This window comes from Rossellomorea sp. DUT-2 (assembly GCF_052665285.1).
In genome coordinates, this window is sequence record NZ_JBQPEO010000004.1 from 175,958 (window position 1) to 202,249 (window position 26,292).

General features: G+C 43.9%; 23 protein-coding genes and 1 riboswitch. Of the genes, 21 read left to right on the top strand and 2 right to left on the bottom strand.

What is annotated here, in order from left to right:
* Positions 1-157: 157 nt before the first annotated feature.
* Positions 158-1,603 (top strand): S41 family peptidase, encoded by a 1,446-nt coding sequence (locus ACOSV2_RS16180; RefSeq protein WP_428976039.1) that lies wholly within the window; start codon positions 158-160, stop codon positions 1,601-1,603.
* Between the two features lie 234 nt (positions 1,604-1,837).
* Positions 1,838-3,034: a PDZ domain-containing protein gene (locus ACOSV2_RS16185; RefSeq protein ID WP_428976040.1), complete on the top strand. Its 1,197-nt coding sequence runs from the start codon at positions 1,838-1,840 to the stop codon at positions 3,032-3,034.
* Positions 3,035-3,073: 39 nt separating this feature from the next.
* On the opposite strand, the gene ACOSV2_RS16190 is transcribed toward ACOSV2_RS16185, so the two are convergent.
* Positions 3,074-4,309 carry a dicarboxylate/amino acid:cation symporter gene (locus ACOSV2_RS16190; protein ID WP_428976041.1) on the bottom strand — a complete coding sequence of 412 codons (1,236 nt, stop codon included), beginning with the start codon at positions 4,307-4,309 and terminating at the stop codon, positions 3,074-3,076.
* 319 nt (positions 4,310-4,628) lie between these two features.
* Entirely contained in the window at positions 4,629-5,483 is an 855-nt protein-coding gene (locus ACOSV2_RS16195) for a DUF1206 domain-containing protein (RefSeq protein ID WP_428976042.1), read from the bottom strand.
* Between the two features lie 731 nt (positions 5,484-6,214).
* Positions 6,215-6,351, top strand: a riboswitch (cyclic di-AMP (ydaO/yuaA leader).
* A gap of 229 nt (positions 6,352-6,580) precedes the next feature.
* On the opposite strand from ACOSV2_RS16195, the gene ACOSV2_RS16200 reads away from it, so the two are divergent.
* From ACOSV2_RS16200 to ACOSV2_RS16290, 19 genes are all read left to right on the top strand, one after another.
* Positions 6,581-7,237 carry a potassium channel family protein gene (locus ACOSV2_RS16200; protein ID WP_397552742.1) on the top strand — a complete coding sequence of 219 codons (657 nt, stop codon included), beginning with the start codon at positions 6,581-6,583 and terminating at the stop codon, positions 7,235-7,237.
* Between the two features lie 3 nt (positions 7,238-7,240).
* Positions 7,241-8,563, top strand: a complete 1,323-nt coding sequence (locus tag ACOSV2_RS16205) for a TrkH family potassium uptake protein (protein WP_428976043.1) — start codon at positions 7,241-7,243, stop codon at positions 8,561-8,563.
* 601 nt (positions 8,564-9,164) lie between these two features.
* Positions 9,165-10,244, top strand: a complete 1,080-nt coding sequence (gene serC / locus ACOSV2_RS16210) for a 3-phosphoserine/phosphohydroxythreonine transaminase (RefSeq protein ID WP_428976044.1) — start codon at positions 9,165-9,167, stop codon at positions 10,242-10,244.
* A gap of 2 nt (positions 10,245-10,246) precedes the next feature.
* A complete protein-coding gene (locus ACOSV2_RS16215; protein ID WP_428976045.1) occupies positions 10,247-11,422 on the top strand; it encodes a phosphoglycerate dehydrogenase in 1,176 nt (391 codons plus the stop codon).
* 70 nt (positions 11,423-11,492) lie between these two features.
* Positions 11,493-12,248 (top strand): alpha/beta fold hydrolase, encoded by a 756-nt coding sequence (locus ACOSV2_RS16220; RefSeq protein ID WP_428976046.1) that lies wholly within the window; start codon positions 11,493-11,495, stop codon positions 12,246-12,248.
* Positions 12,249-12,321: 73 nt separating this feature from the next.
* Entirely contained in the window at positions 12,322-12,963 is a 642-nt protein-coding gene (locus ACOSV2_RS16225) for an HD domain-containing protein (RefSeq protein ID WP_428976047.1), read from the top strand.
* Positions 12,964-13,035: 72 nt separating this feature from the next.
* Positions 13,036-13,266 carry a CsbA family protein gene (locus tag ACOSV2_RS16230; protein WP_113970831.1) on the top strand — a complete coding sequence of 77 codons (231 nt, stop codon included), beginning with the start codon at positions 13,036-13,038 and terminating at the stop codon, positions 13,264-13,266.
* A 595-nt stretch (positions 13,267-13,861) separates the two neighbouring features.
* Complete coding sequence (uvrB, locus tag ACOSV2_RS16235; protein ID WP_428976048.1) at positions 13,862-15,844, top strand: excinuclease ABC subunit UvrB; 1,983 nt, start codon at positions 13,862-13,864, stop codon at positions 15,842-15,844.
* A 7-nt stretch (positions 15,845-15,851) separates the two neighbouring features.
* Positions 15,852-18,725, top strand: a complete 2,874-nt coding sequence (gene uvrA, locus ACOSV2_RS16240) for an excinuclease ABC subunit UvrA (RefSeq protein ID WP_428976049.1) — start codon at positions 15,852-15,854, stop codon at positions 18,723-18,725.
* 580 nt (positions 18,726-19,305) lie between these two features.
* A complete protein-coding gene (locus tag ACOSV2_RS16245; protein ID WP_428976050.1) occupies positions 19,306-19,620 on the top strand; it encodes a DUF4870 domain-containing protein in 315 nt (104 codons plus the stop codon).
* A gap of 22 nt (positions 19,621-19,642) precedes the next feature.
* Complete coding sequence (locus ACOSV2_RS16250) at positions 19,643-20,770, top strand: DUF4097 family beta strand repeat-containing protein (RefSeq protein ID WP_428976051.1); 1,128 nt, start codon at positions 19,643-19,645, stop codon at positions 20,768-20,770.
* A gap of 21 nt (positions 20,771-20,791) precedes the next feature.
* Positions 20,792-20,995, top strand: a complete 204-nt coding sequence (locus tag ACOSV2_RS16255; protein WP_397552752.1) for a PspC domain-containing protein — start codon at positions 20,792-20,794, stop codon at positions 20,993-20,995.
* Positions 20,995-21,351: a phage holin family protein gene (locus tag ACOSV2_RS16260; protein WP_428976052.1), complete on the top strand. Its 357-nt coding sequence runs from the start codon at positions 20,995-20,997 to the stop codon at positions 21,349-21,351. The genes ACOSV2_RS16255 and ACOSV2_RS16260 overlap by 1 nt, the downstream gene beginning before the upstream one ends.
* A gap of 104 nt (positions 21,352-21,455) precedes the next feature.
* The gene (locus ACOSV2_RS16265) at positions 21,456-22,106 is read left to right on the top strand and encodes an alpha/beta hydrolase (RefSeq protein ID WP_428976053.1); all 651 of its coding nucleotides are present in this window, start codon (positions 21,456-21,458) and stop codon (positions 22,104-22,106) included.
* 144 nt (positions 22,107-22,250) lie between these two features.
* Positions 22,251-23,186, top strand: a complete 936-nt coding sequence (hprK, locus tag ACOSV2_RS16270) for an HPr(Ser) kinase/phosphatase (protein ID WP_397552755.1) — start codon at positions 22,251-22,253, stop codon at positions 23,184-23,186.
* Positions 23,187-23,234: 48 nt separating this feature from the next.
* Positions 23,235-24,071: a prolipoprotein diacylglyceryl transferase gene (gene lgt / locus ACOSV2_RS16275; protein WP_428976054.1), complete on the top strand. Its 837-nt coding sequence runs from the start codon at positions 23,235-23,237 to the stop codon at positions 24,069-24,071.
* 19 nt (positions 24,072-24,090) lie between these two features.
* The gene (locus ACOSV2_RS16280; RefSeq protein ID WP_428976055.1) at positions 24,091-25,056 is read left to right on the top strand and encodes a nucleoside recognition domain-containing protein; all 966 of its coding nucleotides are present in this window, start codon (positions 24,091-24,093) and stop codon (positions 25,054-25,056) included.
* Positions 25,028-25,678 (top strand): pyrophosphatase PpaX, encoded by a 651-nt coding sequence (ppaX, locus tag ACOSV2_RS16285; protein WP_428976056.1) that lies wholly within the window; start codon positions 25,028-25,030, stop codon positions 25,676-25,678. Before ACOSV2_RS16280 ends, ppaX begins: the two co-directional genes overlap by 29 nt.
* Positions 25,675-26,214 (top strand): acyltransferase, encoded by a 540-nt coding sequence (locus ACOSV2_RS16290; protein ID WP_428976057.1) that lies wholly within the window; start codon positions 25,675-25,677, stop codon positions 26,212-26,214. Before ppaX ends, ACOSV2_RS16290 begins: the two co-directional genes overlap by 4 nt.
* Positions 26,215-26,292 lie beyond the last annotated feature (78 nt).

Here is a 26,292-nt window from a genome sequence, read left to right on the forward strand (position 1 = left end):
ACTCGTCCCCCTCCGGCATATAGTTAGATAAGCAAAGACATCGCACCGCCTTAGCGCGTTTTTGTGTGGTGTCTTTTTCGTTGGATAAGAAAGGCTGGCGTCCTTAGTCGCGCCACTCTTATCTATACAAGACCAACAACAAGCTGGAGGGGAATATATGGAGTGGACGGGCAGAAAGCTCATCATCACAATCATCATTAGCATGCTGATCGGTGCTGGAGGAATGTATGGCGGCTTGGAATGGACGGGCAAGGGTGGGGACGAGCTTGCTCAGTTTGACGGAAAAGGCGAGCTCAATGACAAGCTGCACAAAGTAGAAGTAGCATATGACTTGATTAGTGACAAGTTCTTTCAGGATGTGGATAAAGGGCAGCTCGTGGAAGGTGCGATTCAGGGAATGCTGAAGACACTGGATGACCCTTACTCCGTTTACATGAATGCCGAAACGGCATCGCAGTTTAATGACGCTTTGGATTCTTCTTTTGAAGGAATTGGAGCAGAAGTCACAATCATGGACGGAAAGCTGATCATTGTTGCACCTTTTAAAAATTCTCCTGCGGAAGAAGCGGGACTGAAACCGAATGACCGGATTATTAAAGTAGACGGAAATAGTATCGAAGGACTTGACCTATACGAAGCTACTTTGAAAATCAGAGGGAAAAAGGGTACTGAGGTTCAATTGGAAATTACGCGGGAAGGACTGACGGAACCCATCAAAGTATCTGTGAAACGTGATAAAATACCTGTCGAGACGGTCCTCTCTGATGCGAAGGAAGTAAATGGAAAGAAAACGGGATACATCCAGATTACTACTTTCTCAGAAAATACCGCCGTTGATTTTAAAAAGCAATTAGAGGAACTTGAGAAGAAAAAGGTAGAAGGATTGGTCCTTGATGTGAGAGGGAACCCAGGAGGTCTCCTTTCGAGTGTAGAAGAAATTCTTAAAGAATTTGTAACGGAGAAAAAGCCGTATGTTCAAATTCAAGAGCGAAGTGGGGAAGTGATGAAATCTTTCTCAAACAGTAAAGCAAGAAAGGTTTACCCTGTTGTAGTGTTGATAGATGAAGGAAGTGCCTCGGCCTCTGAAATTCTCGCTGGTGCACTAAAAGAGGCTGAAGGATATCCACTCATCGGAACGAAGAGCTTTGGGAAAGGCACGGTACAACAAGCCGTTCCAATGGGAGATGGCAGCAATATCAAGTTGACCATGTTCAAGTGGCTGACGCCAAATGGAAACTGGATTCATAAAAAGGGGATCAAACCGGATATCCCTGTCAGACAGCCATCCTATTTCTACGCCCACCCGCTTCAAATTGAAAAGCCCCTTCAAGAAGGGATGAACAATGAACAGATTCAAAACGCCCAGGAAATGCTTCAAGGACTTGGATTCTCCATTGACCGCGTGGATGGATACTTCAGTAAGAAAACGGAAAAGGCAGTAAAGGATTTCCAAAGTCAGGAGAGTATCGATGTTACAGGGATCATTGATTCTGTAACGGGGGAAAGATTACAGGAAGAAATCTTTGAAGCGGTAAAGAATGAGAAGAATGACCTGCAGCTGCAGGCGGCTTTAGAGTATATTGAAAGAACAGCACAGCGTTAATAAATGGGGAGCCGGCCATCATGATGGTCGGCTCTATTTTCATTTGGGAAATTATACATAATCACTTGTATTTCCTGTTTATCCGACATCATTTCCCGGGAAAATATGCAGAATACTGTCGGAATTGAAATCGAATCGTAAAACGATCAAATAAAATTGCAATAGGTTTTAGGGGAGTCTTTTGATAAAATAGTAGATAATGCAAATTTTCTTAAAAAAGGTGGTGACAGTTCATTGGTTGAGCTTTGGTTGCTTGAGGTTGTGAAGGGATTTGGAAAGTTATTTCTTCATCCTGTATTATATTTGTCTGTGTTTTTCGCTATCATGACGGGCTATTATCGTGTCAAAAGAGAACGGAGGGACTTTAATACGAGATTGCTGGACGGTTATCATGATACGCGGGTTCTATTTTCATATGGAATTGTGGTTGGATTGCTGTTTTCTGTCGTAACAGTTGGAGCAGGGGTTGTGATTCCTTTCGTCGGAATCATGTTAATAGGGTTGGTGTCCACCCTGTTTGCATTAACGAGTCGTTTTCACCTCATGTCTGCAGCCATGACGGTAGGGTTTTCGTATTTCATCCTGGTGGCGGTGGATTATTTTCAGTGGGAAATCCCTTATGTGAATACATATGTAGATAACTTGAATTTAGGGCTGCTGAGCTCCATTGTCGTGCTTCTTGGTGTGTTGACGATGATTGAAGGAAGCCTGATTCGATTGAACGGGTGGAAGCATACCTCACCCCGTCTACTTAAAAGTGCCCGTGGACTGAAAGTAGGTGCCCATCAAGGGAAGAAGCTGTGGCTTGTGCCAATGTTTGTGCCGGTTCCTACCGGGACATTGACCCTTCCGTTTGAATGGTGGCCGGTATTTACAATGGGGACGGAAACGTATTCTCTCCTTTGTGTGCCGTTTCTCCTTGGTTTTCAGCAGCTTGTGAAAAGTACCTTGCCTGAGGTTGCGATCAAGCATACAGGTTACAGGGTTTTCTGGCTTGGTGCTTTCGTATTGACGCTTGCTGTAACGGGATTCTGGGCTCCCCTATTTTCAATTGGAGCAGCTGTTGTGGCAATGGGAGGACGGGCATGGATTGCCTATCGCTACCGAAGTGCTGAGGATTCTAAGCCATACTTCTTTAAAAGACAGTCTAAGGGAGTCATGATTCTTGGAATTCTACCTGGTTCTCCTGCAAAGAAACTGACGCTTCAAGTAGGGGAAATCGTACTGAAAGTGAATGGAGTCGAAGTAAATACAGAAAGAGCGTTTTATGAAGCCCTTCAAAAAAACGGGGCGTACTGTAAGCTTGAGGTACTTGGAACAAACGGGGAAAACCGTTTTACGCAAGGAGCCCTCTATGAAGGTGATCATCACGAGCTGGGAATCCTTTTTGCCGATGAATCTTCAGGATGGGAGCATCATCAGGTTTCGTAATGAAAAAGGATAGCCGCGGCTATCCTTTTTTAAATAGATTTATGAATGGGATGAAGCCTCTTCTGCTCGCTTCTCCGTCTTATCAATAATTGACGTACCGACCAAATCTCCCGTCACATTAAGAGCCGTACAACCCATTCCAACAAGGGCATCGATCGCCGTCAGCAGGGCAACGGTCTCCATCGGTAACCCCAGCTGTGCGAATACAGTGGCAATCATGATGATGCCTGCTCCCGGAACGCCGGCAGTTCCAATCGATGCTAGTGTTCCGACGAGGACGACGACCAGCATGTCAGTCAAACTTAATGGATTGCCGACTACGTTAGCCGCGAAAACAGCGGACACTGCGATTCGAATCGCAGCACCATCCATATTAATCGTGGCCCCGAGGGGTAAGCTGAACCCATATAAGCTCTTCGGCAGACCAAGGTTTTTTGCTGCGTTTAAAGTAAGAGGCAGGGTACCAGAACTGCTTTGAGTCACAAATGCTGTAATCATCGGTGCTCTTGCTTGAGCAAAGAACCTGCCTGGGCTGATTTTAAACAAAAGTAAGGCCATAATATAAATGGAAATTTGAACAAATAAAGCAATGTAAAGGACAAGAATCATGTTTCCTAGAGACAATAGTGTATCCAATCCTTGTTTCCCGACCGTTTCCGCCATGATGGCGAAGATACCGATCGGAACATATTGAAGGATCACTTTCATTACGGCCAGCGTGGCTTCGTTCAAACCGTTTACGAACTTATACACATGTTCGCCGAGTTCATGATGTTCAGTTGCTGATCTTAAATAAGAGATGGCAATGCCGAACACGATGGCGGTAAAGATGATTCCCAATAGATTCATTTCCGTGAACGCTGTGACGATATTGTCCGGGATAATATTCAATAGAACACTGGTCACCCCCGGATTTTCCGGTACTTCAAACTTCTCCGATGTATCCAGATTCATTCCTGTTCCCGGATTAAAGATACTTGCAACGGCAATCCCGACGATAATCGCTAAAGCAGATGAGAATAAATAGTATAAGAACGTTTTTCCACCCATTCGCCCCAGTTTGTTTACATTTGTCTGATTCACCCCGACTATCAATGTAAATAGAATAAGGGGGATGATAAGGAATTTGAGCAAGCGGATCAGGATGTCACCCAATGGTGAAAGAATCGCTGCATCCTTTCCAAATAAAAGCCCTGCGGCAATTCCTAAGAGAAGGGCGACAGTTATTTTCACAATGAGCGATGTATTGAGATAGCCTCTCCAAAGAGAATTCATTTTTACGCCTCCTTTAGTTTAGTAGTAGATTTCCCTAACGATTACAAACATAACATTTATATAATTCTGATGGGTTTAGTAAGTTTTTATGGTCATAAGATACAACAGAATACTGATAGTGTCAAAATCCATGCCTAAAGGCTGTTTTCGTTAGCTTAGTTGGTGTTTTATAAGAAAAAGTGGGAGTGGAGTATAGCTTCAGGATGCTCGCTTACCGCATGGCGGAGTGAAGGTTAATAAGGGGAGAAACATGAGGAACTTGATTAGCTTTCTTCATGATGAAAAAAAGGAGCTGCCTGCTGGCTGCTCCTTTTCATTCTTAATAGATGCTCAAATGACGGTTTTTACCTTTTAAAATTTGAAAGACGCCATATAGAAATAACCCGACGGCTACAATTCCCAGCAGCCATTGTCCATAAGGTTGTTGAGCTATCTTGGAAAGAGCTCCATCCAACCCTTGTGTTTTATCTGGATCTGCTGTGATTGCGGTTTGTATAAAGAAATAGCCAATCAGTAAAAAGACGGTTCCCCGGGAATATAGTCCGAGCTTTCCTGTCTTTCTTCCCAGTTCCCATTCTTTTTCACTCATTTCATGTCGTTTAAATTTGTTCGTGTATTTTTCAGTATAAGCTTTATGAATTTCATAGAGTGCATATCCAATAATGATAAGTCCGACAATCCCGACAATCCATTGACCAAAGGGCTGGGACAATAACTTAGCAGATAAGGTTTGTTTTGATCCCGACCCCGAACCGGAGCTTTTGGCATGCATGGCAATGGCGAAAGCATTATAAGTCAAAGAACCGTAGGCAATCCCGCTGATCAGATTAGCCAGTCTTCTAAACATGGATTTCCCATCGTTTTTCACATGTTCCGGATCCTTTACCACTTGAATGAGGCGCCAAAGAACGATGCCGATCAGGCCAATACCCAATATCCAAAGAAGGACTTCCCCAAAGGGTTTGCTCGCCACTGCTGAAAAGGCACCACTCGAGTCCGAAGTGCTTCCTCCTATTCCGAGTGCGGCCATCACGGCTAATGCACCAATCAGCATATAAACAATTCCTCTTGAAATATATCCAATTCGTGCAAACCCTTTAATCCAAGGTTTTATATCATTAGATGAAACAGATGAACTTGTGCTTGATGATGTAATGGATGAAACTCCTGCCATATACAAGTCTTCCCTTCTGGTTCTATTTTCGTCATACTTATGTATGCTATTCCCCGTATACTGAAAAGAGAAACCTTTTTAACGAACAGTAAATGCTGGATGGATTGAACTAAATTTGCCTTTTTTTCTTTTGAAAAATTGCTCTTTACTCAAAGATTGTTGTTTTTTAACAAAAGGTCTGCTTTGGCTCTGTCAATCAGAATGTGCTGGATGGTGAGGGGAACTGCTTCGCTTTCCGCGGACGTTCGGCCGAGCCTCCTCAGCTTCGCTTCCGGGGTCTCGGCACGCCGTACTTCCGCAGGAGTCTACGCAGTTCCCCTCACCATCTTTAAGGGATTTTCTTGACAGAGCTAAAAGGTGTTAAAAGAAAATCTAGATAGAAAACAAAATTGGTCTTTCTTAAAAAGAAAATAATCTCTCCTCAGCTTTAATGAGGTTGTTTGCTAAAATTCTATTTTTTATTCATTTCTTTTAAGGATATATGCTCAGAAAATTGATTGGAGCGGAAGGTGCTCGACTCCTGCGGGAATAGCGGGAAAGTTGAGACCCCGCTGGGCAAAGCCTGAGGAGGCTCAACTCACGCCCCGCGGAAAGCGAGCACCTGTAGCGGAAATCAACCACTACTCGCTTTTTCAATAGCAAAAAACTTTACGAAAAGAGACTAAAAAATTTTACATAAAACCTATTTACAACGAATTAGGAGAGGAGTAATATATCTATCATCAAATGAATATTCTTTATCGCTTAATTCATTTTTGAAGCGGGGGACCCGAGTATTAAAAGGGGTGAATCCTTTCTTGGAAAGGTAGGGCTACTTCCATGACCCGAATCCGTCAGCTAACCTCGTAAGCGTAATGGGAGAGGATGATACTTGTGATCGATTATGGATGACCACAGGCTTAGTTCCTGCTGGTCTTTTTGTGTTGTTTAGAATTCTGGATCCGGAGGCCAGAGGTGATGAGTCAAACCGGCCATAAGGGCAAAGGAAGCCTTCTGCCAGGTTCGTCTTATGCTTGTCGCCTCTGTTCGAGCCGCATTGTTGTAATGAAGAAGTACTATATGGTTAAGCTATTAAAAAGGTTTTGGAGGATTTCATCATGAAAAAGCAGTTTGCTGTTATTGGATTAGGGAGATTTGGAGGAAATCTGGTTCAGGAATTGGCTGAACTGGATGTTGAAGTGTTGGCAATCGATATTCATCACGATGTTGTCCAACGATATATAGACATTGCCACGCATGCCGTGCAGGCGAATGCCATGGATGAATCTGTTTTGAAATCCCTTGGACTCAGAAACTTTGATCACGTGATCGTGTCCTTTGGAGATAATATAGAAGCAAGTATTCTTACCACCTTACTTTTAAAAGAATTAGGGGTTAAAGAAGTATGGGTGAAAGCCTCAAACGCCTATCATCAGAAGGTGTTGGACCGGATCGGTGCCGATAAAGTCATTCACCCTGAACGTGACATGGCGCGAAGAATTGCCCATCATATCACGTCAGAAAAGATCATTGATTATATCGAACTATCTAAAGAGCACAGTATTGTAGAAGTGTATGCATCTAAAAAGGTCGCGGGCAAAACCTTAAATGACCTGGACGTCCGGGCAAAATTTGGCTGTAATATCATTGCTATTCACCGCGGGGAGGAAGTCATTGTATCCCCTTCTGCCGATGAAGTCATAAAAATGGAAGATCTACTGATCGTGATTGGACATAACAGGGATATCAACCGATTTGAAAAAGAAGGTGTATAACCTATGAAGCATAAGGTGATCCGGTTAAGCCCTCCTCAACTTCTCGTTGTGACGTTTCTATTTTTTATCATCGTAGGAATGGGTTTGCTTAAGCTGCCGTTTGCCACCACAGAATCGATTACATGGCTGGATGCCTTGTTCACGACGACATCCGCCATGACGGTTACAGGACTTGCGGTCGTTGATACAGGAGATGCCTTCACCCTTTTCGGGGAAGTGATCATTATGAGTCTGATCCAAATCGGGGGACTGGGTATCATGTCCTTTGCCGTCTTGATCTTTATGATGCTTGGAAAGAAAATTGGATTTAAAGAACGACTTCTTCTTCAACAGGCATTAAATCAGACGTCTGTAGGAGGAGTCATCAAGCTTGTAAAATATTTATTTATCTTTTCCTTCCTTGTTGAAGGATTTGCCGTTCTGTTACTGGCGTCTGAGTGGGTTCCTGAATTCGGTTGGAGAAGAGGGCTGTACGTCAGTATATTTCATTCTATTTCCGCGTTTAATAATGCAGGATTCTCTTTATGGTCCGATAGTTTAATGGGTTACGTGGGAAGTCCCATCGTCAATATCACGATTTCGTTTCTATTTATTGTAGGAGGGATCGGATTCACCGTGTTAGTGGACCTATGGAAATCGAAAACGATTCGACGACTGTCCCTCCATACGAAAATCATGATAGTTGGGACATTTGTCATCAATGTATTCGCTTTTATGATGATTTTCATCCTGGAGTATAATAACCCAAATACACTGGCTCAGTTACCACTACTGGATAAACTATTCGCTTCTTATTTTCAAGCGGTCACACCCCGCACAGCCGGTTTTAACTCGATCGATTATGGCAGCATGGAACGCTCCACTTTGCTTCTCACGATTCTTTTGATGTTCATCGGGGCGGGGAGTGCTTCCACGGGTGGAGGAATCAAGCTGACCACCTTCGTTGTGATTTCATTGAGTGTGTTTGCTTTCTTGAAGGAGAAAAGAGAGATAAGGATTTTCCGTCGTACGATTGATCAAAACTATATTTTCAAGGCCTTGGCCGTGTCGATGATCAGTGTGCTCCTTGTTTTTACGGCTCTATTTTTTCTAGATATGACGGAAAGGAATGCTTCTTTCCTAGCTATTCTCTTTGAAGTGGTATCAGCCTTTGGAACGGTGGGATTGTCCATGGGGATTACCGGCTCCCTGACAGCCATAGGTAAATGGATCATTATCATCGTGATGTTTGTCGGGAAACTTGGCCCTCTCACACTGGCCTTCTCCCTATCAAGACCGGACAAAGAAAAGATCCGCTATCCAAAAGAAGATATTTTAACAGGTTAATACGCAACCAACCGGCTCTCTTCATTTTGCCCATCGCGGGTAAGTGGGGGAGCCGGTCTATTATTTTTTAAAAGGCTCTTTTTGTAAAGTTTGTTGAATAAAGTTGAATCTGCCAGGGCTCTGTCAATGAATGTGTGCTGGATGGTGAGGGGAACCGCTCAGCTTGCAGATAGCGTTCCGCCGAGCCTCCTCAGCTTAGCCGAACGGGGTCTCGGCACGCCCGTACCTCCGCAGGAGTCTACGCAGTTCCCCTCACCATCTTTAAGAGATTTTTGGTGACAGAGCTTAATATAGAAAAAAACAAAAGAAAGAAACTTGAAAAATACTGCTTTCTAAAACGTGCCAGGCATTTATTTAGTCAATATTTAAGCAAGTCATGCTTAAAGGTGATTGGAGCGGAAATCAACCACTACTCTCTGTTCCAAAGGCAACAAGTTTACGAAAAGATCCGTTTTCAAAAACGACAAAGAATCAATCCATAACCACGCATGAGCCTAAAAACGGTTGTGTTAAGCGTTTTCATCATAGGTTTTTGATATTGACTAAACCACTGGGCGCGATTATACTGTTGAAAAATTCTGAACTTTAGGCGGTGCTGTTGTTGAAGCGTGTGTATAATTTTTCTGCTGGTCCTGCGGTGTTACCTGAGCCTGTTCTGAAAAAGGTTCAGGGCGAATTATTGAACTATCAGGAAACGGGCATGTCTGTAATGGAATTGAGTCATCGATCTGCCCCTTTCCAAAATATAATAGAAGAAGCGCGGAAATTATTACGTGAACTTCTCTCGATCCCTGATGACTATCACGTGATATTTATGCAAGGCGGGGCTTCCCTGCAATTTTCCATGATTCCTCTTAACCTGCTCGATTCACATCAAGAAGCCGACTATATCCTGACAGGCAGCTGGTCAAAAAAAGCTGTCAAAGAGGCAGAAAAGGTTGGGAATGTCCGAACTTTATCACCTCAAGAGAAGTTTGAAATTCCTGCATATACACCAGAAGATTTTTCACGACAGGCAAGCTACGTACATATTACATCCAACAATACCATTGAAGGAACGCGTTACCATGAGTGGCCTGAGACCGGAGGCATTCCCCTTATAGCCGATATGTCCTCCCATATCCTTTCTGAGAAAATCGACGTTTCCTCTTTTGGACTGATCTATGCGGGTGCTCAAAAGAATCTGGGTCCTTCGGGTGTAACGGTGGCGATCATTCATGACAGCCTGGTCGGTCGAGCATCGAATACGTGTCCTACGATGCTGAATTACGAAACGTACGTAAAGCATGATTCCCTCTTTAACACGCCACCGACCTTTTCTATATACGTATTAAAGCTTGTACTGGAGTGGGTGAAGGAGAATGGTGGAGTGGAAGGGATGCAAGCTCAAAATGAGAGGAAGGCCGGTCTCTTATACAACTGTATAGATGAATCTTCTTTATTCCATAACCCTGTCCCGGAAAAAAATCGATCCTTAATGAACATTCCTTTTTCAACACGTGATGAGGAGCTGGACGCCCGATTTCTAAAAGAAGCGAAGGCTCGCGGGTTTGAATTTTTAAAAGGACATCGTTCCGTGGGCGGAATGCGAGCGAGTTTATATAATGCCATGCCGCTTGAAGGTGTGGAAGCATTGATCGGTTTCATGAAAAAATTTGAGTCTGAGCAAGGAGGAGTATGAAAATGATTTCAATCAATACGTACAATGCCATTAGTCAAAGCGGATTATCTCTTATAGAGGATGATCTGAACTACCATCTGAATGGGAATGGGGATCCCGATGGAATCCTGGTCAGATCAAAGAACTTGCATGATTACTCTTTTCCGGCTTCAGTCAAAGCCATTGCCCGTGCAGGGGCAGGAGTCAATAATATCCCGATTGATCAATGTACGGAAAAAGGGATTGTTGTCTTCAATACTCCCGGTGCCAATGCAAACGCCGTGAAAGAGCTCGTTCTGGCTAATTTGATCGCTTCTTCACGTAACCTGTATTCTGCAGTCGGCTGGACGAACACGCTAAAAGGAACGGAAGAAGACGTACCGAGTGTCGTTGAAGCAAAGAAAAAAGAATTTGTAGGCAGTGAGATTAAAGGGAAGAAGCTTGGTGTTGTAGGCTTGGGAGCGATTGGCGTCCTTGTCGCAAATGATGCCCTGGCCCTTGGGATGGATGTGGTCGCCTATGATCCATTTATATCCGTGGACGCAGCGTGGCGTTTATCCCAGGATGTGAAGCGCGCTCATCATATTGAAGAAGTATGGGCAGAGTGTGATTTTGTGACGTTACACATTCCATTAACAGACAAAACGTCCAGCTTTGTGAGTGAAGAAGGCTTCACGAAGATGAAAAAGGGTATGACGATCTTAAACTTTTCAAGAGGTGAGCTGGTAGAAGAAGGGGCTCTCGAAAAGGCCCTTGAAGCAGGAATTGTCCGTAAATATGTGACGGATTTCCCTAATAAAAAGGTATTGAACATGAAAAACGTCGTCCCTGTTCCTCATTTGGGCGCATCTACCGTTGAATCTGAAGAAAACTGTGCCATCATGGCGACAAAGCAGCTGAAAACATATCTTGAAACGGGTAATATTAAGCATGCTGTGAACCTGCCCGATGTGGAACTGCCTTATAGCGGAAAAATGCGAGTGACGGTCATGCACCAAAACATCCCGAATATGGTCAGTCAAATCGCCAATGTTCTCTCAGGCTACGCAGTCAACATTGCAGATATGATCAACCGCAGTAAACATACGTGGGCCTATACCATGATTGATTTGGATCAGAAACTCCTCGAAGAAGAACAACATCAAGTGAAAAGCAGGATGAAAGAAATACACGGTGTGGTTTCCGTCCGCCTCATTTAAATAAAGTGACTAGAACTCCCTTAACCCGAGAACAATGTGTAATAAAGCGGTTGAGGGAGGATTTATTTTTATGGCGATCATCCATTTTAACAATAGAGATCTTTATTTTGACGATTTAGGAAAAGGGAATCCCGTTGTCTTGATCCATCCCCCGGGTATGGGGAGGATGACCTTCATAAAGCAGCATGTTCTTTCCAGACACTTTCGCCTCATCATTCCGGACTTAACAGGCCATGGTGACTCCTTTACAATGGAACAGAATATTAGTATCTCTCAGTTTGTAGAGGACATAAAGGCGATTCTCGACCACCTGAACATTGCTGCATGTGTGATGCTCGGATATTCTGCAGGGGGAGTGGTGGGACAAACATTTGCGTGTACCTATGAAGACCGGGTCTCCACTCTCATTTTGGTAGGGGGATATCCGAAAGTCACGAATCCCAAGCTGAAATGGATGCACCATATGGGCATGGAAATGGTTAGTGAACATCCGGCTCGCCTATCGGAGATTATTTCCAGAGCGCATTTCAAGGATAAGCTTGAGCGGGAGAAGCTGAGGGGTCATATTGATAAGGCGAACCACCACATTTGGTATCAGTTCTACGAGCAATCCCTTCACTACGATGGGATAGAGCAGGTCAAGAAGCTTCCAATCCCGCTTCTCTTAATTTACGGGGAAAGGTCGGATTGGATCAATTCTCATCTCAAACTGTATAACGATTGTTATTCTAAGAAAATATATGTGATTCCTGGAGCCTCTCATCAAATTCCCACACGTTATCACAGTGCTCTAAATAATATACTTTTAGGTGAAATAGAAGGGTGATTATCTTTGCTCTTACTCCTTCTACTTGATACTATCTTAATAAAGTAAAGTCGATCAATGAGAGGAGAATACGATGGGAATTCATCACTATTTTAAAAGCTTATCCGACCTTGAAACCCTCATTCGCTGTCCGGGCCGATTTAAGTATCATGAGCATAACGTAGCCAGCCATTCGTTTAAGGTGACCAAAATTGCTCAGTTTTTAGGAACGGCGGAAGAACAGAGCGGGAAAAAAATTGATTGGAAAGCACTGTATGAAAAAGCCTTGAATCATGACTACGCGGAACTTTTCACAGGGGATATCAAGACCCCTGTAAAATATGCATCGGGAGAGCTGCGTGAGCTCTTCAGCCAGGTAGAAGATCAGATGGTCAATAAATTCATCACTACAGAATTCCCCCCGCAATTTCAAGAAGTGTACAGAGAACGGTTTAAAGAGGGGAAGGACGATAGCCTTGAAGGAAGAATCCTTTCTGTCGCAGACAAAATCGATCTTCTGTATGAATCCTTTGGAGAAATTCAAAAAGGGAATCCGGAGCCTCTATTTATTGAAATTTATCAGGAAGCCCTATCGACGATTGTGAAATACAAGGACCTGGAGTGTGTACAATACTTCTTGGAATACATTCTGCCTGATATGCTTTCGGAAAAATTCATCCCTCACAGTGAGTTGAAGGAACGGACCCAGAAATTAATTCAGCAGGGTGAAGAGTAGGAAAACCCTTTCCAGATAGGGGAAACTTCGGTAGAATATGTGTTATTCCCTTATCTTTAAGGAGAGTTGAACGTGTCTAAAATCATTTTAGGTTTATTTTTACCAGGATTGCTTGTCGTTCTGTTCACACGGGTGACGTATAACCATTATGTGGGATTGATCTTGACCGTTGCCCTCATTGCAGCTTCGGTTTCCAAGGGCTATACGGACTCTTGGTTACTGATTGTCGTAGACGCGGCTTCATTAACCGTTGGATTCTGGTATAGCGACCGGATGATGAAAAGAGCGAAGAGAAGTGCATGATTTTGGTGACAGGTGAATAGAAGTTTGAAAACAGGCTCTATCTTTTAAGAAGATAGAGCCTGTTTTTCTTATGCCATAGCGCTTGCCTATTCCTTTGAAAAGGTCGGGAGGGGATTCCCGTGTAAACAGATTTCTTAATTGTGGATAAATGAAGAATAGTGTGAATAAGTGAGGTTGAGGACATGTTATTCACAGTTTGAATCCGCATTCATCAACATTGTGCACAAGAAATTTGACGAATTGTGAATAAGTTTAAGGATTTTCCACAATGAATATCGACTTATACACATAGTTGTGCACAGGTTGTGTATAGAAATGCTCGTATTATGTCGAAAATCTCTAATAAGCTCCTTGCTAGCTCCCGTAAAATGTCGAAATCACGATCCTAGCCTCGAAACTGTTTCTTCATCAAAAGTTATCCACAACCCGGATAATGTGATCTCTATAATAATAAAAAAACGAACTTTTGTTCGCTTATTATTGGTTAATACTGTAGGAAATGTGGTAGAATGTGTATAGAAGAATGGACAGTGTTTAAGATGGGTATAAGTAGGTAAATACAAGGTAGCAGTCCTTTACTATAGGAGGTTTCACGGTGAAAGATCAATTCGAGCTCAAATCTAAATATAAACCAGAGGGAGATCAGCCCCTGGCGATTGAAAAATTAGTTCAAGGCATAAATGAAGGGAAACGTCATCAAACCTTACTTGGGGCTACAGGGACAGGAAAGACATTCACTGTCTCCAATGTGATCAAGCAGGTTGAGAAGCCTACCCTCATCATTGCTCATAATAAAACATTGGCGGGGCAGCTCTACAGCGAATTTAAAGAGTTTTTCCCTGATAACGCCGTTGAATATTTTGTCAGTTACTATGACTATTATCAGCCGGAGGCATACGTTCCTCAAACGGATACATTTATTGAAAAGGATGCCAGCATCAATGATGAAATCGATAAACTCAGGCACTCTGCTACATCTTCTTTGTTTGAGCGAAAAGATGTCATCATCATTGCCAGCGTGTCCTGTATTTACGGTTTAGGTAACCCGGAGGAATACCGGGAGCTCGTTCTTTCCCTGCGTACAGGAATGGAAATCGAACGAAATCAATTGCTGCGTAAGCTTGTGGATATCCAGTATGAACGAAACGACATCGACTTTCAGCGTGGAACCTTCCGTGTTCGAGGTGACGTAGTGGAAATTTTCCCGGCTTCCCGTGATGAACACTGTATGCGTGTAGAGTTTTTCGGAGATGAAATTGACAGGATTCGTGAAGTGGATGCCCTGACCGGTGAAATCATGGGAGATCGGGATCATATCGCAATCTTCCCGGCTTCCCACTTCGTAACCCGTGAAGAAAAATTGCAGGTAGCCATCAAAAATATTGAAAAAGAGCTTGAAGAGCAATTAGCTATCATGAAAGAAGAAAATAAACTGCTGGAGGCCCAACGTCTGGAACAGCGGACCCGTTATGATCTCGAAATGATGAGGGAGATGGGCTTTTGCTCGGGGATTGAAAACTACTCCCGTCACCTGACATTAAGGCCGTCAGGATCGACTCCGTATACTCTTATGGACTATTTTCCAGACGATTTCTTAATTGTGGTCGACGAGTCCCATGTGACGCTACCTCAAATCCGGGGAATGTTCAACGGGGACCAGGCCCGTAAAAAAGTGCTTGTGGATCACGGCTTCCGTCTGCCTTCCGCCATGGACAATCGTCCCTTGCGTTTTGAAGAGTTTGAGAAGAAAACACAGCAGCTCCTCTATGTCTCAGCCACGCCAGGTCCATACGAATTGGAGCATTGTCCTGAGATGGTCGAGCAGATCATCCGTCCAACAGGACTTCTGGATCCGGTCATCGAGGTACGACCCATCGAAGGACAGATCGATGACCTTCTTGGTGAAATCAACGAACGTATCGAGAAAAATGAACGTGTCCTTGTGACTACCCTTACGAAGAAAATGTCTGAGGATCTCTCGGCGTACTTGAAGGAAATGGGTATCAAAGTTCAATATTTGCATTCAGAAATCAAAACGTTGGAACGGATTGAAATCATCCGCGACCTCCGTTTAGGTAAATATGATGTATTAGTGGGAATCAATTTACTCCGTGAAGGGTTGGACATCCCCGAAGTATCACTTGTCACCATATTGGATGCTGACAAAGAAGGCTTCTTGCGTTCTGAACGTTCCCTCATTCAAACGATAGGCCGTGCAGCGCGTAATAGCAGCGGTAAAGTCATTATGTACGCGGACAGAATTACCGACTCTATGCAAAAAGCACTTGACGAAACAGAACGTCGTCGGACGATACAGGAAGAATACAATGAAAAACACGGAGTTACCCCGACGACCATACAAAAAGAAATCCGGGATGTCATCAGGGCAACCCATGCCGCAGAAGAAGCAGGGGTTTATGAAGGAGAACAGACAAAAGTTTCGAATATGTCTAAACCGGAGCGACAAAAACTTATTGCTAGCTTAGAAGTGGAAATGAAGGAAGCAGCCAAGGCATTGGACTTTGAGCGCGCTGCACAGCTTCGTGATACCATTCTTGAGCTTAAGGCGGAAGGATGAACGAAATATGGCGCGAGATCAAATAATCGTACAAGGAGCTAGAGCTCATAATTTAAAAAATATAGATATAAAAATTCCACGGGATAAACTGGTCGTTTTAACGGGGCTTTCGGGTTCAGGTAAGTCATCCCTTGCCTTTGATACCATTTATGCAGAAGGACAAAGACGTTATGTCGAGTCCCTTTCTGCTTATGCCCGTCAATTCTTAGGTCAAATGGATAAGCCCGATGTCGATGCAATCGAGGGATTGTCCCCTGCGATTTCCATCGATCAAAAAACAACGAGCCGTAATCCACGTTCGACTGTAGGGACGGTCACCGAAATTTACGACTATCTAAGACTGTTGTTTGCAAGAGTAGGGAAACCGATTTGTCCAAATCACGGGATCGAAATCTCCTCCCAAACGATTGAACAAATGGTCGACCGTATTCTTGAGTACCCGGAAAGAACTAAGCTTCAAGTACTGGCACCAGTTGTATCAGGCCGTAAAGGAACTCACGTGAAGACCCTTGAAGAAATCAAGAAACAAGGGTTTGTCCGAGTACGTATCAACGGTGAAGTCCAGGATCTTGGAGAAGAAATCTCCCTGGAAAAAAATAAAAAGCACTCCATTGAAGTGATCATTGACCGAATCGTCGTGAAAGAGGGTGTCGCAGCACGTCTGTCCGACTCACTTGAAACGGCACTAAGATTGGCAGACGGTCAGGTGATCATTGATGTAATCGGGGAAGAAGAACTTCTATTCAGTGAGCATCACGCATGTCCGTACTGTGGATTTTCCATAACGGAATTGGAGCCAAGAATGTTTTCCTTCAATAGTCCGTACGGTGCCTGCACAAGCTGTGACGGATTGGGAACAAAGCTTGAGGTCGATAAGGAGCTGGTGATTCCCAACTGGGATCGCACTCTCGACGAACATGCGATTGCTCCGTGGGAACCGACAAGCTCCCAATACTATCCGTCTCTTCTTAAGGCAGTATGTAATCATTATGAGATTCCGATGGATATGCCTGTAAAGGATATCCCGAAACATCAAATGGATAAGGTCCTATATGGATCAGGCAAGGATGAGATTTACTTCCGTTACGAGAACGATTTTGGGCAAGTTCGTGAAAACTATCTTCGTTTCGAAGGGGTCATCCCGAATGTCGAGCGACGATACCGTGAGACAAGCTCTGATTATATCCGTGAACAGATGGAGAAATACATGGCGCAGCAGGCTTGTCCGACCTGTAATGGTCACCGTTTGAAAGAAGAGAGCCTGGCAGTAAAAGTAGACTCTCTTCATATAGGGGAAGTAACGGCCTTTTCGATTGAAGAAGCAGAGCAGTTTTTCCATAAGCTCGAGCTATCGGAAAAAGATATGAAGATTGCCAATCTTATTTTGAGGGAGATTCGTGAACGACTTGGATTCCTGGTCAACGTTGGACTTGAATACCTCACATTAAGCCGGGCAGCAGGTACGTTGTCGGGGGGAGAAGCTCAACGCATTCGATTAGCGACTCAAATCGGTTCCCGTCTGACGGGGGTTCTCTACATTCTTGATGAGCCGTCCATCGGATTGCATCAGCGGGACAATGACCGACTGATCGACACCTTAAAGAACATGAGGGAAATAGGAAACACCTTGATCGTAGTCGAGCATGATGAAGATACGATGATGGCAGCTGACTATCTCATCGATATCGGACCTGGAGCGGGTGTTCATGGGGGAGAAGTGGTTTCTGCGGGAACACCGCAGGAAGTGATGGATGACTCGAACTCATTAACCGGTCAGTACCTTTCAGGGAAGAAGTTCATCCCTCTTCCACAGGAAAGACGTAAACCTGATGGACGGTACTTAGAGATTGTGGGAGCGAAAGAAAATAACCTGAACAATGTCAAAGTGAAGCTGCCATTAGGAATCTTTACAGCAGTGACTGGAGTATCGGGATCCGGTAAAAGTACGTTGATCAATGAAATCCTGCATAAGTCACTGGCTCAAAAGCTTCATAATGCAAAATCAAAACCTGGTGAGCATAAAGAAGTGAAGGGCATTGAAAACCTTGATAAGGTCATTGATATCGATCAATCACCAATCGGGCGTACCCCAAGATCCAACCCGGCTACTTATACCGGGGTATTCGATGATATCCGGGATGTATTTGCCACAACCAATGAAGCAAAAGTTCGAGGCTATAAAAAAGGCCGTTTCAGCTTTAATGTAAAAGGCGGACGTTGTGAAGCATGTCGCGGAGACGGGATCATCAAAATCGAAATGCACTTCCTCCCCGATGTGTACGTTCCATGTGAAGTTTGTCACGGGAAACGATACAACCGGGAAACACTTGAAGTGAAATACAAAGATAAAAATATATCCGATGTACTTGAGATGACAGTCGAAGACGCAGTGAAATTCTTCGAAAACATTCCGAAGATCAAACGTAAGCTGCAAACCATCTTTGATGTTGGACTTGGCTACATCACTTTAGGTCAGCCGGCCACTACGTTATCAGGGGGAGAAGCCCAGCGTGTGAAGCTTGCTTCAGAATTGCATCGTCGTTCTACGGGCCGCTCTCTCTACATTTTAGATGAGCCGACAACTGGACTTCATGTGGATGACATAGCAAGACTCTTAGTTGTTCTTCAACGACTTGTTGAAAATGGAGATACGGTTCTCGTCATCGAACACAATCTCGATGTCATTAAAGCAGCCGATTACCTTGTAGACCTTGGTCCTGAAGGTGGAGACAAAGGTGGTTCGATCGTTGCAAGCGGAACCCCTGAAAAAGTGGCTGAAGCAAAGGGTTCCTACACAGGTAAATACCTGAAACCTGTGCTTGAGCGCGACCGTGAACGAATGAATAAGAAGATTAGGGAAAAAGAAGAAGTGACCAATTAATTAAAAAGGGAGATGCTTTATGTATCTCTCTTTTTGGTTTGGAGTGAAATGCAGGCAAGGTTATTATAGGATGATTTTAAATTTATGAAGTAGCCGATGCTTAGAAAGTTGATTGTAGCGGAAGGTGCTCGACTCCTGCGGGAATAGCGGGAAAGTACGAAAAGCGTAGGCGGCTCGCACAGCCCCGACAAGCATAAGATGAATGATCCAAGAAGGCCGTTCTTTGCCTTCTTGGACCATTTAGCTTATGACCTCGAGGGGCTAGCCGCCGGAGCTAGAAAGTTGAGACCCCGCAGGGCAAAGCCCGAGGAGGCTCAACTCACGCCCCGCGGAAAGCGAGCATCTGGAGCGGAAATCAACCACTAATCACTTTTTCAAAAGCACAAAGTTTATGATTATAACAAACAATTTTAGCTTACGGGCAAGCTTCTGCAACCAAAACCACAACTCCATACCTACCTAAATTCAGCCTCTAGATGGAGTGAAGAAAAACACCACTATGTGAAAATAAGATTATAAACAAATGCATTGAAACCTTTTGCTTCACGTATCGTAAATAATAGTAGAGGAGATGATGAAGATGGAGACCAATAAGGTACTATCAGCCCTATGCTATTTCAGTATATTTTTTGCAGGCTTCCTTTTTCCGCTGATCGTTTATTTTGTATCAGATAATCCTTATGTGAAAAAGGACGCAAAAGCAGCCTTTTTATCTCACTTATTACCGGTCGTTGCGGTTCCCCTTGTGATTGCAGGCGTGTTTTTGGATATGGGGGTTTTCGCGAGTGGTGCGGGATTGCCAATATTCACCGTCATCATGATCGGTTTAGCCATATTACTTAGTGTTGTCGTTGTCATTTGGAATGTGTATAAAGGCATTAAAGTACTTTTATAATCAATAAAGGGGATGAAAGAGTATGAATGAAGAACGCAAACGCATTTTGGATATGTTGGAAAATGGGACGATTTCGGCACAGGAAGCAGTGGCATTATTGGAAGCACTCGATCAAAAGCCAAATACATCAAAGGTAAAAGAAAAGGACTTCCTTGATGAATTTGTGTCCATCTTTCAAGAAGGTAAAAAGGGTGAGCAAGAACACTCTACTCATTCGGGCAACCCGAAAGATAAGCTTCTTGATTTCATGAATACTGCGTTGAACAAGATTAAGAATTTTGACTTTGACTTTCAGTGGAATCAATCGGTGGAACTGTCTCATGTGTATCAACAGCCCAATACGGATTTTGAGAAAATTGATATAGATGTGGCCAATGGAAAGGTAGAGCTGATCCCTTGGGATGGTGAAGAAGTCCGGGTGGAATGTGAGGCCAAGGTTTATCGTACGGAAGATCATGAGGAAGCACGAAAGCAGTTCATGGAGAATACGTCCTTTGCTGTAGACGAGGATACACTGTATTACTCTACGCAATTAAAGTGGATGAAAGTGGACTCTAAACTCTACATTCCGAAGCATCAATATAAAAGGATTTCCGTCCGTTTATTTAATGGAGGATTAAAGGCAGAGCATTTAGATGTCCAGGACCTTCGTGCCAAGGCTGCTAATGGAAAGATTCATATTGATCATCTGGTAGCCAAGAAAGCCGAAGTGGAAACATCCAATGGTGCGATTTCCATTTTGAACGCGAAAGCAGAACGTGTTGAAGCTGAATCCATTAACGGCAAGGTCCATGTAGAAGGGGATATCTCGATCTCAGATATGCAATCCCTGAACGGAAACGTCGTATGTGCCTTGACGGGGGAGAAAGCCGACACGCTTCACGCAAAGACCGTAACGGGCAACATCGATTTATTCGTTCCAGAAAACATTAACATTTCCGGAGAGGCTAAATCAAACTTCGGTAGTTTTAAATTGGAGTTGCAGGGTATTGATGTACTAGAAGAAAAAAATGAAGTGGTCCAAAAGTCGATTCGCTTCAGTCGTAAAACCGTTTCAGACGATAAGCTTCATCTTTTTGCGGAAACAAAAGCGGGATCTGTCCTCATAAAAAAGTATGAAGAGAAGAATGTTAATAAGGACAACGCATAAGATGAGAAAGAAGGAATAACGATGAGAAAACAATTAGCACGATCAAGGTCTGACAGAAAGCTCGCCGGGGTGCTTGGAGGTTTGTCCCGTTATGTGGGAATCGATGCAACGATTCTTAGGGTGATATTCATCATCCTGCTCATTCCGACGGGATTCTTTCCTCTGGCCATCGTATACGGTTTATTGGGCTTCGTGCTGCCAAATGAGGAGGAAGCCATCAAATAATGAGATGGATGATTGGGATTTTAATCAATGCAGTAATTTTTATTGCATTGGCAGGGTTTTTTGAAGGATTTGAAGTATCCGGGTTCGGGGCGGCAATCGGAGCCAGCTTTATTCTTTCGATACTGAATGTTCTGGTCAAACCGATTTTGATTATCCTGACCCTGCCGGTGACGATTTTATCACTGGGGCTGTTTCTCTTCGTCATTAATGCCATTACGCTACTGCTGACGGATGGTCTGATGGGAAGCAGCTTTGAGTTATCCGGTTTTGGTATGGCTTTTCTGGCATCGATCATTTTGTCCCTTGCCAATCTGGTGATTCAAAAAACCGTGATGGATCCGATGAAGGAGAAGTAAATAAGAAAAGACTCCGGCTTGGTTATTGAGCCGGAGTTTTTTTGTGGGCTAAAAAGGGGATTTCTATATGAATATAGAAATACTTGGAAAGAGGAGGGTGACCCATGAAATTTACATCGGATGCTATTAAGGGCTATGGGGATATCGATGTACCGTATACACTAATATCCCAAGGAGAAGAGGCGGAAGGAATCGCCATCCTCCTGCCAGGATTGGGATATACCGTACAGGCACCATTGCTTCACTATTCAACGGGAATCTACTTAAATGAAGGTTATGATGTGCTCCATATTAACTATCAATATAATTCGGCCGACTATGAAGGATTTTCAATGGAAGAAGTAGATGATGCTTTAAAGCATGATGTGAAGGAAGTCATCGATCAGGTTTTACAGGAAAAAAACTATTCACGTATTCACTTGGTGGCTAAGTCATTTGGTACCATCGCATTATGTAATGAATTCACAAGAGAGTCTTTTCAGGATGCAAAGCTCATCTGGTTAACCCCGTTACTAAAAGAGGACGAGGTATTTCAAGCGATGTTGGATAGTGAGCAGGAGGGAATCTGTATTATAGGAGATGCGGACCGTCACTATGAAGAAGATCGGTTCAATGAATTAAGGTCGAATCACCGCCTGCACATGCATCTAATCAAAGGGGCCAACCACAGCCTTGAACATGATTTTCAAGTCCTCGATTCCATATCTACTCATAAAGAGATCATGTCGATTATCAAAGCATTTATTGAAGCGTAGCCAAGGCTGCGTTTTTATTCATTTGTTTCACGGCTTCATCACCAAGTAAGCTGCCTTGCGCTTTTCTCTATAATTGCTAAAATAGGTTAGAGTAAGAATCGTTTATAAATATGAAGCGAGTGTAATGTGAAGGAGGAGCTGCATGTGGCAAAGGTCCGCACAAAAGATATTGTCGAGAAGTTTAAATTAGAGCTTGTCGGTGGAGAAGAAGGTTTACATAGACCAATCACAACGAGTGACATTTCCCGTCCAGGCTTGGAGATGGCCGGTTATTTCAACTACTATCCTGCAGAGCGGATACAATTATTAGGGAAAACCGAGTTGTCTTTTCTGGAGCTATTGGATGAAGCAGAACGTAAGCGCAGAATGGAAGCGCTATGTACAGATATCACGCCTGGTATCATCATTTCCAGAGACCTGGAGATTCCGCCTGAGTTAGTGGAATCAGCGAACCGGTATGATGTTCCTGTCATGCGTTCTTCGATGAAAACAACACGATTCTCTTCGAGGCTGACAAACTATCTGGAAAGTAAGCTTGCCCCGACAACGGCGATCCATGGTGTGCTGGTGGATATTTATGGAGTCGGAGTGTTGATCACTGGGAAAAGCGGTGTTGGTAAAAGTGAAACCGCTCTTGAACTAGTGAAAAGAGGTCATCGCCTTGTAGCAGATGATTGTGTCGAGATTCGCCAGGAAGACATGGATACGCTCATCGGCAGTTCTCCTGAATTGATTGAACATCTGTTGGAAATCCGCGGTTTGGGTATCATCAATGTCATGACGTTATTTGGTGCAGGAGCGGTCCGCAGCTATAAGCGTATTACCCTTTGCATCAATCTCGAGCTATGGGATAAAACGAAACAGTACGACCGTCTTGGACTGGAAGAAGAGACGATGAAAATTATCGATACGGATATTACAAAATACACCGTGCCTGTTCGTCCTGGACGAAATCTCGCGGTTATCATTGAGGTGGCTGCCATGAACTTCCGTCTGAAACGTATGGGCGTAAATGCAGCAGAGCAATTTACAAACCGATTGTCTGATGTGATTGAAGATGGAGAGAATGAAGATATCTAATCCGATAACGATCACATACCATCTTAATGGAAAAAAAGGAGAGTCAAAATGAACGAGAACATTACGCCAATCGATCCCATTGCCATTTCACTCGGTCCGATCCAAGTACATTGGTACGGTGTCATCATCGGACTTGGGATCGCATTAGGTCTGTATTTAGTCATTCGTGAGAGCAAAAGATTGGGTCTTCATCCCGATACATTCATCGATTTGCTCGTTTGGGCGATTCCCATCGCGATCATTTGTGCCCGCGCTTATTATGTCATTTTTGAATGGGACAATTATTATGCCGATCACCCCGGGGATATCATTAAAGTATGGAATGGTGGAATCGCCATCCATGGTGCATTGATCGGTTCTGTCCTTACTACGATTGTGTTTGCCAAAATAAAAGGGCTGTCTTTCTGGAAGCTCGTTGATATTGCGGCACCGAGCATTATTTTAGGTCAGGCAATCGGTCGCTGGGGTAACTTTGTAAACCAGGAGGCCCATGGGGGAGAAGTGTCCCGTGCATTTCTTGAAAGCCTGATGCTTCCGGATTTCATTATTAATCAAATGTATATTAATGGAGCGTACTATCACCCTACATTCCTATACGAATCTTTTTGGAGTTTTGCCGGATTGATTCTTCTTCTTGTCTTGAGAAGAAAAGCAAGCAGTCTTCGTCGTGGAGAACTGTTCTTAACATATGTAATTTGGTATTCCATCGGTCGATTCTTTGTCGAAGGATTGAGAACAGACAGTCTGATGCTGGGGTCTTTACGATTCGCTCAAGTCATTTCCATTGTTCTTATCATTGGTGCGATCGGTGTATTCTTTTACAGAAGAAAAGCCGGCCTTGCGAAGAAGGCATACGATGAAAAGACGGATAGCGTAAACGCTTAACAAAAGGAGAGTAGGGAGTATGTGGATGTCATCTTTGAAAAATGGCGGCCTCACAGGTTTGAAAACAACGTGGTCACTGGGGAAGGTCATCTTTCCAATCACGCTGATCGTGTTTTTGCTTCAATATACACCTGTCCTTCCTTGGGTCATGGAGAAGATTTCTCCGTTTATGAAGCTTATCGGCCTTTCAGGTGATGCGGCCATTCCTCTTGTGTTAGGGAATTTTCTTAACTTGTACGCAGGAATAGGTGGAATCCTATCCCTTGATTTAACGGTGAAAGAAGTATTCATCATTGCCGTGATGCTCTCCTTCTCTCATAATTTATTTATTGAATCAACGGTAGCCGCAAAGGTGGGCGTGAAGATTTGGCTGATTGTCGCTGTAAGGGTCGGGTTGGCCCTGGTTTCGGCGGTTGTCATTAATCTCGTTTGGAACGGTGGATCTCAAATCGCCAAGTACGGTATGATGCCTCCACAACAAGCCGAGCCGGACGGGTGGGGGGAAATCATTCTCCTGGGACTCGAAAAAGCAGGATTTGGTGTCCTGCAGTTAGCTCTTATCGTCATTCCTCTTATGATGATTATTCAAGTGATGAAAGATCTGAAATGGATGGATGTTTTTTCACGCTGGATGTCGCCTGCCACGCGGGCGCTTGGCATGAATGCAAATACATCATCCACGATGGTAGCGGGGCTCGTCATCGGTCTGGCATACGGAGCAGGCGTCATGATTCAGGCGGTAAAAGAAGATGGAGTGAGTAAGAAAGATGTCACGATTGCCTTCATCTTTTTAGTCGCATGTCACGCCGTGGTGGAGGATACGTTAATCTTCATCCCACTCGGCATCCCAGTCCTGCCCCTCCTGATCATCAGGCTGGTCACGGCTATTTTGTTAACGATGGCGGTTTCCTACATTTGGAACAGGGTCGATTCGAAGAAAGAAAAGGAGAGACAATATGAGCAGGATTACAACAATATTATTTGACTTAGACGGAACATTGATCAACACCAATGATTTAATCATTTCATCCTTTTTGCATACATTGAATCATTATTATCCAGGTCAGTACGAGGAAAAGGACGTTCATCCTTTTATGGGACCACCATTAGAAGAGTCATTTGGAGGATTGGACCCCGACCGAATGGAAGAAATGTGTACCCACTACCGCGCTTATAATCATGAGCATCATGACACACTTGTCACTGAGTTTGAAGGGGTGTATGAAACCGTTCAAGCCCTATACGAAAATGGATATAAATTAGCGATTGTCTCAACGAAAGTCCGTGATGTTGTGATAAAGGGATTGGACCTGATGAATCTTCGTCCGTTTTTTGAAGTCATCATCACCCTGGACGAAGTGGACAACGCGAAGCCGCATCCTGAACCGATTGAGAAAGCTCTCGTGGCATTGGGATCCTCCCCTGGTGAAGCAATCATGATCGGGGACAATCACCACGACATTTTAGCGGGGAAAAATGCAGGAGTGCTATCGGCAGGTGTCGCGTGGAGTGCGAAGGGAAGAGAGCATCTGGCTCACTACGAACCGGACTTCATGCTGGATAATATGAAAGACTTATTAAAGATTGTTGGAGTTCCTACTACATGAGGCGAACGACCCGCTACCCTGTAGAAGGAGCAAATTCTCTCTGGCATGTTTACAAAACCGTTCCTTTCGGGAAGGTCGTCAAAAATTTCATCGTGATTCAACTGGCAAGGTACACACCATTTCTGGGAATGAAAAATTGGCTGTACAAAACGTTTTTGAAGATGAAGATCGGTGAACACACGTCATTTGCCCTGATGGTGATGCTTGATGTGATGTTCCCTGAGAAAATATCAGTTGGGCGTAATACAGTCATCGGGTACAATACGACGATCCTCGCCCATGAATACCTGATCAAGGAATACCGATTAGGTGAGGTGGAAATCGGATCGGAAGTGATGATCGGGGCCAACACCACGATATTACCGGGTATTCAGATTGGCGACGGGGCCATCGTATCGGCAGGAACCCTCGTACACAAAGACGTCCCGGCAGGAGCGTTCGTTGGTGGGAATCCCATGAGGATCATCTACACCAAAGACGAACTGACCGAACGCTGGCGAGAAGATGCAATCTACGGATTGAAAAGAGAAGAATAAGGGAAAAGGCAAAGATAGATTGAGTTCTATTTTTGCCTTTTTTGTTTTTCAAAAAAATCCACAAATCAAACGGTTGAC

Excerpts from the sequence above, each read along its gene's own strand:
- uvrA (WP_428976049.1), top strand. The coding sequence starts at position 15,852 with ATGGCGCGAGATCAAATAATCGTACAAGGAGCTAGAGCTCATAATTTA.
- ACOSV2_RS16190 (WP_428976041.1), bottom strand. The coding sequence starts at position 4,309 with ATGAATTCTCTTTGGAGAGGCTATCTCAATACATCGCTCATTGTGAAA.
- ACOSV2_RS16225 (WP_428976047.1), top strand. The coding sequence starts at position 12,322 with ATGGGAATTCATCACTATTTTAAAAGCTTATCCGACCTTGAAACCCTC.
- ACOSV2_RS16260 (WP_428976052.1), top strand. The coding sequence starts at position 20,995 with ATGAGATGGATGATTGGGATTTTAATCAATGCAGTAATTTTTATTGCA.
- ACOSV2_RS16265 (WP_428976053.1), top strand. The coding sequence starts at position 21,456 with ATGAAATTTACATCGGATGCTATTAAGGGCTATGGGGATATCGATGTA.
- ACOSV2_RS16180 (WP_428976039.1), top strand. The coding sequence starts at position 158 with ATGGAGTGGACGGGCAGAAAGCTCATCATCACAATCATCATTAGCATG.
- ACOSV2_RS16255 (WP_397552752.1), top strand. The coding sequence starts at position 20,792 with ATGAGAAAACAATTAGCACGATCAAGGTCTGACAGAAAGCTCGCCGGG.
- ACOSV2_RS16250 (WP_428976051.1), top strand. The coding sequence starts at position 19,643 with ATGAATGAAGAACGCAAACGCATTTTGGATATGTTGGAAAATGGGACG.
- ACOSV2_RS16290 (WP_428976057.1), top strand. The coding sequence starts at position 25,675 with ATGAGGCGAACGACCCGCTACCCTGTAGAAGGAGCAAATTCTCTCTGG.
- lgt (WP_428976054.1), top strand. The coding sequence starts at position 23,235 with ATGAACGAGAACATTACGCCAATCGATCCCATTGCCATTTCACTCGGT.
- ACOSV2_RS16245 (WP_428976050.1), top strand. The coding sequence starts at position 19,306 with ATGGAGACCAATAAGGTACTATCAGCCCTATGCTATTTCAGTATATTT.
- ACOSV2_RS16200 (WP_397552742.1), top strand. The coding sequence starts at position 6,581 with ATGAAAAAGCAGTTTGCTGTTATTGGATTAGGGAGATTTGGAGGAAAT.
- ACOSV2_RS16215 (WP_428976045.1), top strand. The coding sequence starts at position 10,247 with ATGATTTCAATCAATACGTACAATGCCATTAGTCAAAGCGGATTATCT.
- ACOSV2_RS16205 (WP_428976043.1), top strand. The coding sequence starts at position 7,241 with ATGAAGCATAAGGTGATCCGGTTAAGCCCTCCTCAACTTCTCGTTGTG.
- ACOSV2_RS16220 (WP_428976046.1), top strand. The coding sequence starts at position 11,493 with ATGGCGATCATCCATTTTAACAATAGAGATCTTTATTTTGACGATTTA.
- ACOSV2_RS16280 (WP_428976055.1), top strand. The coding sequence starts at position 24,091 with ATGTGGATGTCATCTTTGAAAAATGGCGGCCTCACAGGTTTGAAAACA.
- ppaX (WP_428976056.1), top strand. The coding sequence starts at position 25,028 with ATGAGCAGGATTACAACAATATTATTTGACTTAGACGGAACATTGATC.
- ACOSV2_RS16195 (WP_428976042.1), bottom strand. The coding sequence starts at position 5,483 with ATGGCAGGAGTTTCATCCATTACATCATCAAGCACAAGTTCATCTGTT.